This is a genomic window from Sphingomonas sp. Leaf4 (assembly GCF_920939515.1).
GTDB lineage: Bacteria > Pseudomonadota > Alphaproteobacteria > Sphingomonadales > Sphingomonadaceae > Sphingomonas.
Window position 1 is genome coordinate 183,214 of record NZ_CAKLBB010000002.1, and the last position, 13,694, is coordinate 196,907.

A 13,694-nucleotide genomic window follows, 5' to 3' on the forward strand; every position below is an offset into this window, starting at 1 on the left:
GAGCCTACACCATCCGCATCCCGACCCTTGCATCCAATCGGCGGCCACGCGACAGCGGTTTCGCCCGCCGTTCGCAAAGGTCCGCCCATGTCCGCCGCCCCGTCCAGCCTGCGCGCCTTTGCGGTCGCCGCCGCCGGCATCGCCGTCTATACGGTGATGGACACGCTGATGAAGCGGCTGTCGATCGACAGCGGGGCGTACAACGCGGTGCTGTGGCGGTCGGTCACGGGCAGCGCGATGTGCGCGGTGCCGTTCGTCCTGCGCGGCGGACGCTGGCCGGGCCCAGCGCTGCTTTGGCTGCACGTCGCGCGCGGAGTCGCGGCGGGATCGTCGGTGGTGCTGTTCTTCTGGGGTCTTGCGCGCGTGCCGATGGCGCAGGGGGTGGCGCTGACCTTCCTCGCGCCGCTGGTCGCGCTGTTCCTCGCCGCGCTGTTCCTTGGCGAAAGCATCCGGCGCACGGCGATCACCGGCTCGCTGATCGCATCGGCCGGGGTGCTGGCGATCGCGGCGGGGGAGGTGCGGGCCGATGCCTCGACGCAGGCCGTGCTCGGCAGCCTCGCGTGCGTCGCCGCGTCGATCCTCTATGCCGGCAACCTCATCCTGCTGCGACGACAGGCGCAGGCCGCCGACCCGGTCGAGGTCGCGCTGTTCGCCAGCCTCGTCATCGCGGTGATGCTGCTGCCTGCGGCACCGTGGCTGGGGGCATGGCCGCGCCCCGATCAGTGGCTGGAGATCGCCGGCGCGGCGCTGCTCGGCACGCTGTCGACGATGGCGCTGGCATGGGCCTATGCCCGGGCAGAGGCGCAGGTGCTGGCCCCGGTCGAATATAGCGCGTTCGCGTGGGCGGCGCTGATGGGCTGGCTGGCGTTCGGCGAGCGAGTGTCGCTCTATACGGTGGTCGGCGCGGCGCTGATCGTCGCCGGGTGTCTGGTGGCGGTGCGCCGGCGCGCGCCCGTGGTGCAGAGCGAGGCGGGGGCATGAGCGTGGACGAAGGGCTGATCGCGTGGGTCGCGGATACGCTCGTGCCGGTCGGCACCGTCACCTTCCGGCGGATGATGGGCGGGGCGACGCTCTATCTCGACGGGACGGTGTTCGCGATCGTCGCCGACGACGTGCTGTGGTTCAAATCGGACGCGGAGGCCGATCCATTGTGGGAAGCGGCGGGGTGCGAGCGTTTCACCTATGCCCGCCGTGACGGTACGACCGCGACGATGCACTATCGCCGCGCGCCCGACGACGTGCTCGACGACGGCGATGCGCTGTCGCACTGGGCCATGCTGGCGATCGAGGCAGGACGGCGCGCGCCGGTCCGGCGACGCAAGGCAAAAGGGTAAGGACGGGAGGGCACGGACCTGGGTCCCGCGCCCTCCCGGTTCGGCTCAGCGGCCGGGCACGTCGTATTCGTGCGGCTCTTCGCCCTTGGCCTTGGCTTCGTCATAGCGCTCGATCGCCTCGACGGTGATGCGCTTGGCCTCTTCGGCGCCGCCCCATGTGCCGATGCGGACCCACTTCTTCTTTTCGAGGTCCTTGTAGTGGGTGAAGAAATGCTCGATCTGCTCGAACACGATCTCGGGCAGATCGGTCTTTTCGCCGACGTTGCTGTAATAGGGAAAGGTCGCGTCGACCGGCACGCAGACCAGCTTCTCGTCGCCGCCGGCCTCGTCTTCCAGATTCAGCACCGCGATCGGCCGGGCGCGCACGACGCAGCCGGGGATGAACGGCGTGCGCGACACGACCAGCGCGTCGAGCGGATCGCCATCGGGCGACAGCGTGTGCGGCACGAAGCCGTAGTTCGCCGGATAGCGCATCGGCGTGTGGAGGATGCGGTCGACGAACAGCGCGCCCGAAGCCTTGTCGAATTCATACTTCACCGGTTCGCCGCCGGTGGGCACTTCGATGATGACGTTCAGGCTGTTGGGGGCGTCTTCGCCCACCGGGATCATGTCGATCCGCATATCAGTATCTCCCTCTTGTTCGCTTGGTCGCGGAAAAGGAGCCTTTTCCGCAATCAGACGCGCTCTTTAGCCGGAAATCGGGCGCGTTGAAGCAACATTTGCGTGGAATCGCGCCGGGGCGGGACGGCCCGCCCCGGGCGTCGGTCATTTGGCGGTCAGCAACCGGTCGAGGCCGTTCTCGCCCTCGCCGACCTTTTCGAGCCGGGGATAGCGCAGGCCGTCGTGATAGGGGACCTGGATCTCCTTCACCGCATCGTCCATCCGCACGGTCAGGCGGATCGGCTCCTTCGCGCCCTTGGCGGCGCTCACCGCCTCGCGCAGCCGATCGGGGGTATAGGCCTGCCCCGCCACCGCGATCAGCGTGGTGCCGGTCTCGAACCCCGCCTTGTACGCCGGGCTCCCCCACAGCACGCTGCCGACCTTGCCGTCCTTGTTGACGGTCAGCCCCAGCGAATAGGGCAGGCTGGCCCCGCCGCCCGACTTTTCGCGTCCTTTGAGATACGGCGTCGGCGTGTCGGTGTAGACGATGCGATAGCCGTTGGCGGCAAAGCCGCCGGTCGGCGCGCGATCGGTGCGGGCGTTTAGTCGCTTGTCGAGGAAACCGGCCCAGTCATAGGGCTGGATACCGTTCAGCGTCCTGACGACATCGGCCAGCGTATAGGGCAGCACGCCCCAGTCGCCGTCGCGCATCCCGAAGAAGGCGCGCGCGAAATCGTCCATCGACTTCGCGCCGTTGGACTGCGCCCGCAGCATGGAGTCGACCTCCATCCACACCAGCAGCCCCTCGTTGTAATAATCCTCCGAACGCTGCCAGCTCACCCAGCCCTTGGGGCGACGGGCCGAGATGATCGGATCGTTGGTGGTATCGACCAGCGGCCGCCACTGCCGCCCCTCGCGCGCGTCGAGCGCGGCGGCAATATCGGCATAGGCGTCGAGCGTGTCCTGCTTGGACACGAGGCCCGATCGCGCCTGGAGCACATAGCCCCAGAATTGCGTCTGCCCCTCATACACCCACAGCAGCGAATTGCGCATGGGCGTACGGAAATCGGGGGTGAACAGGTCGGCGCCGCGCCGGTATTTGCCGTCCCAGCTATGGGTGAATTCATGCGGCAGCAAATTGCGCTCGCCCGGCCCCGACGCCCAGTCGGTGAAATAGCCCGGATCGACGCCATTCTCCGACGAGCGATGATGTTCGAGGCCGATCGACCCCAGCTTGTCGCTGATCGACAGCAGGAACTCGTACTTGTCGTAATGCTGCGCGCCGAACAGCTTCACCGCCTGTTCGACCAGCCGGGTGTGCGCCGCGATCTGCTCCGGCGTCGCGGCCAGCTCGGACGGCTTGTCGGCGGTGACGTTCAGCCCCACCCGGTCGGTAAGCTGGAACCGCTTGAAATATTTGCCCGCCAGCACCGGCGAATCGACCAGCGTCTCGTAGCTGGTGCGCTCGTAACGATAGACGCCGTTCGATACGGTCGAGGGCAGCCCCGCCGCCGCCGTCCAGCCCGCCGGATAGCGAACCGTTGCTTCGACAGGGATACGCCGGGTGTAATAGCCGGCGGGATACAGGCTGACCGATTCCCATTGCAGGCTCAGCATTTCCGGGGTGATGGCGATGCGGCCCTGGTCGGGCTGTGTCGCGGTCAGGAACTGGAACTGCACGTCCAGCGTGCGGGCACCCGCCGGCACGTCGATGTGGAAGGCGTGGACGTCGACCACGTCGCGCGTCCATGGCAGCTCGCGCCCGTTCGCGCGGACGACGAGGCCGGCCAATTTCTCGATCTCGCCGCGCGGCCCGTGCTTGCCCGGCAGCCACTTGGGCATCAGCAGCACCATATGGCCGGTGCGCGCGACCGGAATCGTTTCCTTCACGCGGTAGATGTTCTGCACCGTGTCGGTCGCGTCGACCTCCAGCTTGATCGTGCCGGGATAGTCGATGTCACGCGCGACCGGAATGGTATCGGTGATCGGGGTCGGTTGCGGCAGCGTATTGCCCGGCGGGTTGATCTGCTGCGCCACGGCGGGCAGCGCGGTGGAGACGAGCAGGGCGGCGAGCGACGCGATACGCAGCATGGACTTCCTTCGGGAGCGAATATGCTTCACCGGATAGTTACCGGTCCGGTGATAGCGGATGTACCCATGTATCACGACAAGTCGTTGCCCGCGCAAGCCGAACTCGATGCCCGCCCCCCCTCGGCGGTGTCGTCCGGCGTCGGGCTGGCGGGGCTGGCCGGGCTGTTCGCATGGGTCGCGGTGGCTTGGGCGTATGGCATGGACGGGCCATACGCGGCGCTGGTCAACGTCGCTGCCTGCGCGGTGCCGATGGTGGCGTGGTCGCTGCTGGTCGACAAGGTGCATCGCCATCCCTCGACCGGCATCGATTGGGCGAACGTGCGGCCGTGGCGCGAGACGATCGACATCAGCCTGACCAAATTGGCCGGGCTGTGGCTCACTTGGGCGGGAATCGCCGCGATCTATGCCACTGGGCGCTTCTACTGGCAGGGCAATTTCGCCTTCTCGATGTGGGTGTTCGGGCAAGCGGCGGTGCCGCTGTTCGTCCTCTCGATCCCCTATGTGATCTGGCTCGACCGGCGGCTGGTCGAGCCGAAGGACGGTTGCTGGGCATTGGGCGCCTGGGCGATGCACCTTGACGAACCGATCGACCGCGCTGCTATCTGGGGGCACTTACGCGGCTGGGCGGTCAAGACCTTCTTCCTCGCCTTCATGCTCGCCATCGTGCCGCCGGGGTTCGGCGAGTTCATCCGCGCCGACCGCTCGGCGATCCTGTCGGGGCCGGTGCCGCTCGCCAACTGGCTCATCACCTTCATGTTCGTGATCGACGTCGCGATCGCGACGGCGGGCTATATCTTCGCGATGCGCCCGCTCGACAGCCATATCCGCAGCGCGACGCCCTATGCGGCGGGATGGGCGGCGGCGCTGATCTGCTATCCGCCGTTCATCCTGATGGCCGACGGCGGGCCGTTCGACTATCGCCCCGGCACCGCCGACTGGACTCACTGGCTCGCCGGCCACGACTGGCTGTTGTGGATCGTGGGTGCCGTGCTGGTGGCGCTGACCGCGATCTATGCGTGGGCGACGCTGGCGTTCGGGCTGCGCTTCTCCAACCTCACCAACCGCGGCATCCTGACCCATGGGCCGTACCGCTTCAGCCGCCATCCGGCCTATCTGTCGAAGAACCTGTTCTGGTGGATCTCGACCATCCCCGTGCTGACCACATCGGACAACTGGGTCGAGGCGCTTCGCAACACCGCGATCCTCGCCTGCGTCAGCGGCGTGTATTACTGGCGCGCGCGGACCGAGGAATGGCATCTGGGGCAGGACCCCGCGTACCGGGCGTACAGCGGCTGGATGGACCGGCACGGGCTGATCCCGCGCCTGTTCGCGCGGATCATGCCCCTCCCTGACAAGGGAGGGGCCGGGAGTGGGTCGGCCGGCGAGGGAACGCCGGCACCCGCCACGAACCTACCCACCCCCGACCCCTCCCTTGTCAGGGAGGGGAGAACGACGCCTTAAAAACTATAGTCCTCGTACACCTTCGTCAGATCGCCGGCCCATTCGCCGGCGAACTTGTCGAGCAGGATCTGCGCGGGCACCTTGCCCGATCGCACGACCTCGCGCAGCGGTTCGAGGAAGCCGCTCTCATCCTCGCCCGCCGCGTTGGTGCGGCCGCGCGCGCGCAGGCCGCTGCCGGCGATGTCGAGCACCTGACCCGCGATGTCGCGCAACCGACCGCCACCGGGCAGCGGCGAGTCGAGTCCCTGTGCCGGCGCGGCGTCACGCAGCGCCTGTCGGTCTTCGATCGACCAGCCCTTCACCAGATCCCATGCCGCGTCGAGCGAGCCCTGGTCGTACAGCAGCCCGACCCACAGCGCCGGCAGCGCGCAGATGCGGCCCCACGGACCGCCATCGGCGCCGCGCATTTCGAGGAAGGTCTTGAGCCGCACTTCGGGAAAAGCGGTCGAGAGGTGGTCCGCCCAGTCGTCGATCGTCGGCTTCTCGCCCGGCAGGACCGACAATTCGCCCTTCAGGAAATCGCGGAACGACAGCCCGGCGGCGTCGATATAGCGGCCCTCGCGATAGACGAAGTACATCGGCACATCGAGCGCGTAATCGGCATAGCGTTCGTAACCGAAGCCGTCCTCGAACACGAACGGCAGCATCCCGGTGCGCGCCGGATCGGTGTCCGACCAGATGTGCGAGCGGTACGACAACTGCCCGTTCGGCAGCCCTTCGGTGAACGACGAATTGGCGAACAGCGCGGTCGCGAGCGGTTGCAGCGCGAGGCCGACGCGGAACTTCTTAGCCATGTCGGCTTCGCTGGCATAGTCGAGGTTCACCTGGATCGTGCAGGTGCGCAGCATCATGTCGAGCCCCATGCTGCCGACGCGCGGCATATGGTTCAGCATGATGCCATACCGGCCCTTGGGCATGATCGGCAGCTGGTCGCGCCGCTTGTCGGGCCACATGCCAAGGCCGAGGAAGCCCAGGCCCAGCTCGTCGCCGACCGCCTTGACCTGTTGCAGATGCCGCCCGGTTTCGGCGCAGGTCTGGTGCAGCGTTTCGAGCGGCGCGCCCGACAGCTCGAACTGTCCGGCGGGCTCGAGGCTGACCGATCCGTCCGCGCCGGTCAGCGCGATGACGTTGCCATTCTCCTCCACCGGCCGCCAACCGAAGCGCTCGAGTCCGGCCAGCAGGTCGCGGATGCCGCCCGGTTCGTCATACGAAGGTGCGGCATGATCGGCGGTGCGATAGACGAACTTCTCATGCTCGGTGCCGATGCGCCACCGTTCCGCCGGCTTCTCGCCGCCCGCGAAATAGTCGATCAGTTGGGCGCGGTCCTCGATGACCGCTGCGTGGGTGTCCGAAACGGTCTTCGTGCTCATGGTCGCGCCCATACGCGCGCCGGTCGGGACGCGCTAGGGGGCTGTGGTTGATCGCGATATAGCGCGGCTACCAATCGCCCGCCGCCGCCATCCACAGCGCGACCGCCGCCGCCGCCGCGGTCTCGGCGCGCAGGATGCGGGGCCCAAGCGCGATGCCGACCGCGTGGGGGTGCGCGCGGATCGCGGCGCGTTCCTCCGCGTCGAAGCCGCCTTCGGGGCCGATCAGGATCGCGCCCGGCCCGGCGTGGTCGCGCATCGCCGCGGTGGCGGGGACGCCGCCGGTCTCGTCGGCGAAGAACAGCGTCCGCCCCTCCGGCCAGTCGCGCAGCAGGTGCGCCAGCTTCACCGGCTCGGCGAGCGCGGGCAGCGCGGTGCGGCCGCACTGCTCCGCCGCCTCGATCGCGTGGGCCCGCAGCCGGTCGAGGTTGAGGCGATCGACCACCGTCCGCCGGGTGACGACGGGCAGGATGCGATCGACGCCCAGCTCGCACGCCTTTTCGATCGTCCAGTCGATCCGCCCCTTCTTGGTCGGGGCGATGCACAGCCACAGGTCGGGCACCGCCTCGCGCTCGCGCAGGCGTTCGGTGACGGCAAGGATCAGGTCGCGCTTGCGCACGGCTTCGGCACGCGCCAGCCATTCGCCGCTGGCATCGTCGAACAGGCGGACGGGATCGCCGTCCTTCACCCGCATGACCGACAACAGATAATGCGCCTGCGGTCCGTCGAGCGTCACGCGGACATCGGGGGCGAGCGGCGTCTCGACGAACAGCCGCGGCGTCGAATCGGGCGGCCAGGCAGGGGTGGCGGGCATGGGCGGGGCTATAGCAGGCGTGGCCGGGTTGGGCAGTCGTATCCACGCACCGTCATCCCGGCGAAGGCCGGAATCCACGGACACGGGCCGCCTCGATGGGGCCGCATCGTCCCGTTTCCATGGATTCCGGCCTTCGCCGGAATGACGGCCCGGGGCTTCACGACGCCACCTTCATCAACACCAACCCGCCCAGCAACAACCCCGCCGCCGCCAGCCGCAGCGGCGTCACGCTCTCGCCCAGCAGCACGATCCCCACCACGAACGCGCCCAGCGCGCCGATCCCGGTCCACACCATGTAGCTGGTGCCGAGCGGCAGCCGCTTCATCGCCAGCGCCAGCAGGCCGAAACTCGCGAACATCGCCGCAAAGGTCACGATCGTCGGCCAGAATTTGCTGAACCCGTCCGACCGCTTCATCCAGTACGCCCAGACGATCTCCAGCAACCCGGCGATCGTCAGCAGCACCCATGGCATCAGCCCGGCTCCCCATAACGCTCGATGCGATAGGCGGCGTCGAGATAGCGTTCCGCCGCCGCGCGCAACGCCGGCTGTTTTTCGAACGCTTCCGCCGGAACCGGTGCGAAATCCAGCGCATCCATCAGCGTCCACAGCGCGAAGCGGCGCGCGGGATCACGCTCGATGCCGAAGTCGATCGCGATTCGCTCCTTCGCGCGCGCCTGTACGTCGGCGGGGGCGGTATCGGGATCGTGATCGCCGAAATAATGGCCGAGCAGTTGGTCGAGTTCCATGGTCCGGCGCTGTAGGGTATCGCCGCCGATTGCGCCAACACCGTGACTTGCAGCGCCGGCGACAAGGCCTTACGCAGCACCAATAATACCAATCTGATACCGGAGGATCGGAATGACGCGACGCTGGACCTTGCCGCTGGCCGCCCTGCTGGCCACCGCCGCCCCGGCCGTCGCGCAACTCCCGACGCTGCCCGCGCTCACCCCCGCGCCGGTGTCGACGACGCTGACCGGCGGCGCGGTGACGCTGGGCGACTCGGTGGTGCTGGTCACAGCGCCGGGCACCGATCCGGCAGTCGTCGCGCTCGTCCGGGCGATGCTGGGCGATGCCGGGGTCCGGACGATCACCACCGCGTCGCGGCTGCCGGCCACCGTCGATCGCCCACATATCGTGCTCGGCACCGCCGATGCCGCGCCGGTCCGCGCCGCGCTGGCCCGCAGCGGCACCGCCGTCGACACCCACCGCGAAGGCTATGTCCTCACCATCGCGCGCGATGGCGTCGTCACGCTGGCCGGCACCGATGGCGACGGCCTGTTCCATGGGCTTCAGACGCTGCGCCAGCTCGTGCGGCGGGCGTCGCTTCCCGCGCTCACGATCCGCGATTATCCGGCGATGCCGATCCGCGGCACGATCGAGGGCTTCTACGGCAAGCCATGGACCACGCAGGACCGCGAACGCCACCTCGACTTCCTCGCGACGGTCAAGGCCAACACCTATGTCTACAGCCCGAAGGACGATCCCTTCGCGCGCGACAAATGGCGTGAGGCCTATCCGGCGGCGACGCTGGCCGAACTGGGGTCGCTGGCGCGGCGGGCGCGGGCGAACCATGTCGATTTCGTCTATGCGATCTCGCCCGGGCCGACGATCTGCTTTTCCGACCCCGCCGATCAGGCGGCGCTGGAGCGCAAGTTCGACGCATTGCGCGGGCAGGGCATCCGCAGCTTCTATGTCGCGCTCGACGACATCGAATATCAGAAATGGAACTGCGCGCGCGATACGCAGGCCTTCGGCCCGTCGGGCGCGGCGGCGGCGGGCAAGGCGCAGGCACAGTTGCTGAACGCAGTGCAGGCGCATCTGGTGGCGCGCGATCCCGCCGCTCCGCCGCTCATCATGGTGCCGACCGAATATTACGACGCAAAGGAAACGCCGTACAAGGCAGCGCTTCGCGCCGCGCTCGACCCGCGCATCGTCGTGCAATGGACCGGCACCGACGTCGTGCCCCCGGCGATCTCGATCCCCGATGCCAAGGCCGCGACCAAGGCGTTCGGCCGCAAGACGCTGCTATGGGATAATTATCCGGTCAACGACTATGCCCAGACTACCGGACGGCTGTTGATGGCGCCGTACGTCAAGCGCGAGGCCGGGCTGTCGGGCGAACTGGCCGGCATCCTGTCGAACCCGATGAACCAGGAAGCACCGAGCCGCGTCGCCGTGACCGGCATCGCCGCCTTCGCGTGGAACGACGCCGGTTACGACGCCGAGCGGACATGGACCGCCGCCGCGCGCGAACTGGCCGGCGGCGACGCCCGCGCGGCGCAAGCGCTGCTGACCTTCTTCGACACCCAGCACATCGCGCCGACCTTCGGCAGCCAGCCATGGCAGGAACAGGCGCCCAAACTGAAGGCGCTGCTCGACCGGGTCCGCGACACGATCGCGGATGGCGACGCGCCCGCGCGGGCGGCTGTCATCGCCGAACTGACGCAACGCGCCGATGCGATCGCCGACGCGCCCGACATCATTCGCGCGGGCGTCGCCGATCCGGCGTTCGCCATACAGGCCGCGCCGTGGCTCGACGCGATGGGCACATGGGGCCGCGCGCTGCACCTGACCGCCGCCGGTCTCGCCGCCGCCGATGCCGGCAATCCGGCGGCGACCCGCTATTTCGCCGATGCGAAGCGGCTGGCGGCCGAAGCGGCGGCGGTCCGCACCATCCCCGGCGCGACCCGCTTCGACGGCACGATCAAGATCGCCGACGGCGTGCTCGACCGCTTCATCGCCGACGCGCCGGGCCTGATCGCCGCGCCGGTGCGGTAGCGCTCTTTCTCCCCTCCCTGACAAGGGAGGGGCCGGGGGTGGGTAGGCCCGCGAGGGAACGGCAGCACCCGCCCCAGACCGACCCACCCCCAACCCCTCCCTTCCAGGGAGGGGAGTCGATCGAAACCCCCTGTCGCAAACCGCCCACCCATGGCAGCAGGGGACGATGACCGATCCTGCCGCCACCCACGTCGCCGATACCGAACATCGCGGGCTGATCGCCGTCCTGCCGTCTGCCGCCCGCCCGTTCGCGCTGCTCGCACGGTTTGACCGGCCGATCGGCTGGTGGCTGCTGTTCTGGCCCGGCGCATGGGCGATCGCGCTGTCGGGCCGCGCCACCGAGCGCTGGGACATGCTGCTGTGGTTCCTCCTCGGATCGATCGCGATGCGCGGCGCGGGCTGCGTCTACAACGACATCATCGACCGCGATCTCGACCGGCAGGTGGCGCGGACCGCGAAGCGACCGCTGGCGAGCGGCGCGGTGTCGGTGAAGGCGGCGTGGTCGTGGCTGGTGATCCTGAGCCTGATCGGCCTCGCCGTGCTGCTGCAACTGAACCTCACTGCCGCCATCGTCGCGCTCGGCAGTCTGGCGCTGGTCGCCGCCTATCCGTTCATGAAGCGGATCACGTGGTGGCCGCAGGCGTGGCTCGGCATGGTGTTCTCTTGGGCCGCCCCGGTCGCATGGGCGCAGATGGCGGTGGGCGACTGGGTCACGCTGGCGCTGCTCTATGTCGGGTCGATCGTGTGGGTGATCGGCTATGACACCATCTATGCCTGTCAGGACATCGAGGATGATGCGATGGTCGGCGTCCGATCGTCGGCGCGGGCGATGGGCGGGCGGGTGCGCGGCGGGGTGACGTTGCTGTATGTGATCGCTGTCGCCTGCTGGGCAGCGGCGGTGTGGCGGGTGTTCCCGACGCCCCTCGCGCTCGCCACGCTGCTGCCCGCCGCGCTGCACCTGTCGTGGCAGGTCGCGACACTGAAACCCGACGACGGCGCGAACACGCTGGCGCGCTTCCGCAGCAACCGCGACGCCGGATTGCTGCTGTTCCTCGGCCTTCTTGTCGTCGGACAGGCGGCGTGAGCGTTGCCCTCGGCGCGAACGCTTCCCATGTCGCTGCCATGCTGACTCCCGCCATCGCCGCCGACCGTGCCCATGCCGCCACCCTCCGTGCCCGCGCGCACGGTGCCGACGCCGCCGATGCGATCCTGATCGCCGACACCGCGCTGGCGGTATCGGTCCGCCTCGGCGCGCTCGAGGATGTCGAACGCTCCGAAGGATCGGAACTGGGCCTGCGCGCCTTCGTCGGCCGTCGTTCGGCGAGCGTCTCGACCTCCGACCTGTCCGACGCCGGTCTCGATGCGCTGGCTGAGCGGCTGGTGGCGATGGCGAAAGCCGCGCCCGAGGACCCATGGGCCGGCCTTGCGCCTGCCGAACGGCTGCTGCACGGCGCGCCGCCGCTGCTCGATCTGGACGATGGTGGCGACGTCTCGCCGCAAGCGTTGCGCGAAGCGGCGCAGGCGGTCGAGGATGCCGCGCGCGCCGTTCCCGGCGTCACCAATTCCGAAGGCGGATCGGCCAGCGTCAGCCGTGCGGTCGTGGCACTGGCGACCAGTCACGGCTTCGCGCACGGCTATGCCGTCACCAGCCACGGCATCTCCGCCAGCGTCGTTGCCGGGAGCGGCGAGGGGATGCAGCGCGATCACGCCCATCACGCCACGCGCCACCGCCGCATGCTCGAAGCGGCGGACGAGGTCGGCACCCGCGCGGGAACGCGCGCCGTCGCCCGGCTGAACCCGGTGGCGATGACCAGCGGCGTCGTGCCGGTGGTGTTCGACCCGCGCGTCGGGTCCAGCCTGATCGGCCATATCCTCGGCGCGATCGGCGGCCCGTCGATCGCGCGCGGCACCAGCTTCCTGCGCGACTGTCTGGGCAAAGCGATCCTGCCGACTGCGCTGTCGATCCTCGATGATCCGCATCTGCCGCACGGCCTACGCTCGCGCCCGTTCGATGGCGAGGGGCTGGCGGTGTCGCCGATGGCGCTGGTCGATCATGGCGTGCTGGAGACGTGGCTGCTCGACAGCGCGTCGGCGCGGCAACTGGGGCTGGAGCCGACCGGCCATGCCTCGCGCGGGCTGGGCGGCCCACCCGGCGTCACCACCGGCAATATCCATCTGGCCGGCGGCAGCGGCAGCCGCGACGCGCTGATCGCCGACATCGACTATGGCGTGCTCGTCACCGAACTGATCGGGCAGGGGGTGAACGGCGTCACCGGCGACTACAGCCGGGGCGCGTCGGGGTTCCTGATCGAGAATGGCGAGATCACGCAGCCGGTATCGGGGATCACCATCGCCTCCAACCTGCGCGACATGCTCGGCAGCTTGAGCGCGGCGGGCGACCTCGAATTCCGGCAGGGGGTGAACGTGCCGACGCTGCGAGTCGCGGCGATGACGGTCGCGGGTGGCTGACGCCGCGCTGCTCGGGCGCGTCGTCGCCATCGCGGGCGAGGCGGCGGCGCTGGCGCACGCCCGGTTTCGCGGCGACTTCGCGACATGGGAAAAGGCGCCGGGCAATCCGGTGTGCGAGGTCGACCTCGCCGTCGACCGGCTGCTGCGCGAGCGGCTGTCGGCGCTGCTGCCCGATGCCGGCTGGCTGTCGGAGGAAACCGCCGACGATGCCGACCGGCTGATGCGCCGCCGGGTGTGGATCGTCGACCCGATCGACGGCACACGCGACTATATCCGCGGGCGCGACGGCTGGGCGGTGTCGATCGCGCTGGTCGAGGATGGCCAGCCGGTGCTGGGCGTCCTCCACGCCCCGGCACGCGGACAGGTGTGGACGACGCTCGCCGGGGCCGGTGCCCATGCCAACGGCAGCCGCATCCACGCCAGCACCCGCACCGATTTCGCCGGCAGCCGCACGCCGGTCGACGCGCTGGCGAAGGCCGATCGCGATCTGGCGGTGGTGGCCAAACCCAATTCGATCGCGCTGCGCATGGCGATGGTCGCGAGCGGCGACGCCGATTTCCTGGCAACCCTGCGCTGGGGCAATGAATGGGACGTCGCGGCCAGCATATTGCTGGCGCGCGAGGCAGGGGCGACCGTCACCGACGCGATCGGCCGCAAGCTGCGCTTCAACCAGCCGCGCCCGCAATTCTTCGGGGTGATGGCCGCCGCGCCGGGCATCCACGCGGCGGCGGTGGAACGGCTGCGCGACCGGGCGATCGTGGCGCTGGGCAAGCGGTAGG

General features: G+C 69.1%; 13 protein-coding genes. 7 read left to right on the forward strand and 6 right to left on the reverse strand.

The annotated features are described in order from the left end of the window. The first annotated feature begins 87 nt into the window (after positions 1 to 87). Both LRA89_RS03355 and LRA89_RS03360 read left to right on the forward strand, forming a co-directional pair. On the forward strand, positions 88 to 981 hold the full coding sequence (locus tag LRA89_RS03355; RefSeq protein WP_056493984.1) for a DMT family transporter: 894 nt from the start codon (positions 88 to 90) through the stop codon (positions 979 to 981). Continuing rightward, positions 978 to 1,334, forward strand: a complete 357-nt coding sequence (locus LRA89_RS03360) for a TfoX/Sxy family protein (protein ID WP_230769011.1) — start codon at positions 978 to 980, stop codon at positions 1,332 to 1,334. The genes LRA89_RS03355 and LRA89_RS03360 overlap by 4 nt, the downstream gene beginning before the upstream one ends. 45 nt (positions 1,335 to 1,379) lie before the next feature. Here the strand turns inward: LRA89_RS03360 and ppa are convergent, their stop codons facing one another. Next, the gene (ppa, locus tag LRA89_RS03365; protein WP_055755601.1) at positions 1,380 to 1,955 is read right to left on the reverse strand and encodes an inorganic diphosphatase; all 576 of its coding nucleotides are present in this window, start codon (positions 1,953 to 1,955) and stop codon (positions 1,380 to 1,382) included. 144 nt (positions 1,956 to 2,099) lie between these two features. Beyond that, the gene (locus LRA89_RS03370) at positions 2,100 to 4,025 is read right to left on the reverse strand and encodes a M61 family metallopeptidase (RefSeq protein WP_230769012.1); all 1,926 of its coding nucleotides are present in this window, start codon (positions 4,023 to 4,025) and stop codon (positions 2,100 to 2,102) included. 66 nt (positions 4,026 to 4,091) lie between these two features. Here LRA89_RS03370 and LRA89_RS03375 point away from each other — a divergent pair, with 66 nt between their 5' ends. Then, positions 4,092 to 5,486: a methyltransferase family protein gene (locus LRA89_RS03375; RefSeq protein WP_230769013.1), complete on the forward strand. Its 1,395-nt coding sequence runs from the start codon at positions 4,092 to 4,094 to the stop codon at positions 5,484 to 5,486. Here LRA89_RS03375 and LRA89_RS03380 read toward each other — a convergent pair. The 4 genes from LRA89_RS03380 to LRA89_RS03395 form a co-directional block, all read right to left on the reverse strand. Continuing rightward, positions 5,483 to 6,856, reverse strand: a complete 1,374-nt coding sequence (locus LRA89_RS03380) for a glutamate--cysteine ligase (RefSeq protein ID WP_230769014.1) — start codon at positions 6,854 to 6,856, stop codon at positions 5,483 to 5,485. The two genes, LRA89_RS03375 and LRA89_RS03380, sit on opposite strands and share 4 nt — an antisense overlap. A 67-nt stretch (positions 6,857 to 6,923) precedes the next feature. After that, positions 6,924 to 7,667: a 16S rRNA (uracil(1498)-N(3))-methyltransferase gene (locus LRA89_RS03385; RefSeq protein ID WP_230769015.1), complete on the reverse strand. Its 744-nt coding sequence runs from the start codon at positions 7,665 to 7,667 to the stop codon at positions 6,924 to 6,926. 157 nt (positions 7,668 to 7,824) lie between these two features. Continuing rightward, positions 7,825 to 8,139, reverse strand: coding sequence for a DMT family transporter (locus tag LRA89_RS03390; protein ID WP_230769016.1), 315 nt, complete (start codon positions 8,137 to 8,139; stop codon positions 7,825 to 7,827). Then, complete coding sequence (locus tag LRA89_RS03395) at positions 8,139 to 8,414, reverse strand: hypothetical protein (protein WP_230769017.1); 276 nt, start codon at positions 8,412 to 8,414, stop codon at positions 8,139 to 8,141. The genes LRA89_RS03390 and LRA89_RS03395 overlap by 1 nt, the downstream gene beginning before the upstream one ends. A gap of 112 nt (positions 8,415 to 8,526) precedes the next feature. Here LRA89_RS03395 and LRA89_RS03400 point away from each other — a divergent pair, with 112 nt between their 5' ends. The 4 genes from LRA89_RS03400 (at position 8,527) to LRA89_RS03415 (ending at position 13,693) form a co-directional block, all read left to right on the forward strand. Beyond that, positions 8,527 to 10,446, forward strand: coding sequence for a beta-N-acetylglucosaminidase domain-containing protein (locus LRA89_RS03400; protein ID WP_230769018.1), 1,920 nt, complete (start codon positions 8,527 to 8,529; stop codon positions 10,444 to 10,446). A 166-nt stretch (positions 10,447 to 10,612) separates the two neighbouring features. Continuing rightward, positions 10,613 to 11,530, forward strand: a complete 918-nt coding sequence (gene ubiA / locus LRA89_RS03405; protein WP_230769019.1) for a 4-hydroxybenzoate octaprenyltransferase — start codon at positions 10,613 to 10,615, stop codon at positions 11,528 to 11,530. Between the two features lie 38 nt (positions 11,531 to 11,568). Beyond that, positions 11,569 to 12,915, forward strand: coding sequence for a TldD/PmbA family protein (locus tag LRA89_RS03410; protein WP_230769221.1), 1,347 nt, complete (start codon positions 11,569 to 11,571; stop codon positions 12,913 to 12,915). After that, entirely contained in the window at positions 12,908 to 13,693 is a 786-nt protein-coding gene (locus LRA89_RS03415; RefSeq protein WP_055755609.1) for a 3'(2'),5'-bisphosphate nucleotidase CysQ, read from the forward strand. Before LRA89_RS03410 ends, LRA89_RS03415 begins: the two co-directional genes overlap by 8 nt. Position 13,694: the final 1 nt, after the last annotated feature.

Bases quoted from the DNA above. Each gene is read 5' to 3' on its own strand.
- LRA89_RS03355 (WP_056493984.1), top strand. From the start codon at position 88: ATGTCCGCCGCCCCGTCCAGCCTGCGCGCCTTTGCGGTCGCCGCCGCC.
- LRA89_RS03360 (WP_230769011.1), top strand. From the start codon at position 978: ATGAGCGTGGACGAAGGGCTGATCGCGTGGGTCGCGGATACGCTCGTG.
- ppa (WP_055755601.1), bottom strand. From the start codon at position 1,955: ATGCGGATCGACATGATCCCGGTGGGCGAAGACGCCCCCAACAGCCTG.
- LRA89_RS03370 (WP_230769012.1), bottom strand. From the start codon at position 4,025: ATGCTGCGTATCGCGTCGCTCGCCGCCCTGCTCGTCTCCACCGCGCTG.
- LRA89_RS03375 (WP_230769013.1), top strand. From the start codon at position 4,092: ATGTATCACGACAAGTCGTTGCCCGCGCAAGCCGAACTCGATGCCCGC.
- LRA89_RS03380 (WP_230769014.1), bottom strand. From the start codon at position 6,856: ATGAGCACGAAGACCGTTTCGGACACCCACGCAGCGGTCATCGAGGAC.
- LRA89_RS03385 (WP_230769015.1), bottom strand. From the start codon at position 7,667: ATGCCCGCCACCCCTGCCTGGCCGCCCGATTCGACGCCGCGGCTGTTC.
- LRA89_RS03390 (WP_230769016.1), bottom strand. From the start codon at position 8,139: ATGCCATGGGTGCTGCTGACGATCGCCGGGTTGCTGGAGATCGTCTGG.
- LRA89_RS03395 (WP_230769017.1), bottom strand. From the start codon at position 8,414: ATGGAACTCGACCAACTGCTCGGCCATTATTTCGGCGATCACGATCCC.
- LRA89_RS03400 (WP_230769018.1), top strand. From the start codon at position 8,527: ATGACGCGACGCTGGACCTTGCCGCTGGCCGCCCTGCTGGCCACCGCC.
- ubiA (WP_230769019.1), top strand. From the start codon at position 10,613: ATGACCGATCCTGCCGCCACCCACGTCGCCGATACCGAACATCGCGGG.
- LRA89_RS03410 (WP_230769221.1), top strand. From the start codon at position 11,569: ATGCTGACTCCCGCCATCGCCGCCGACCGTGCCCATGCCGCCACCCTC.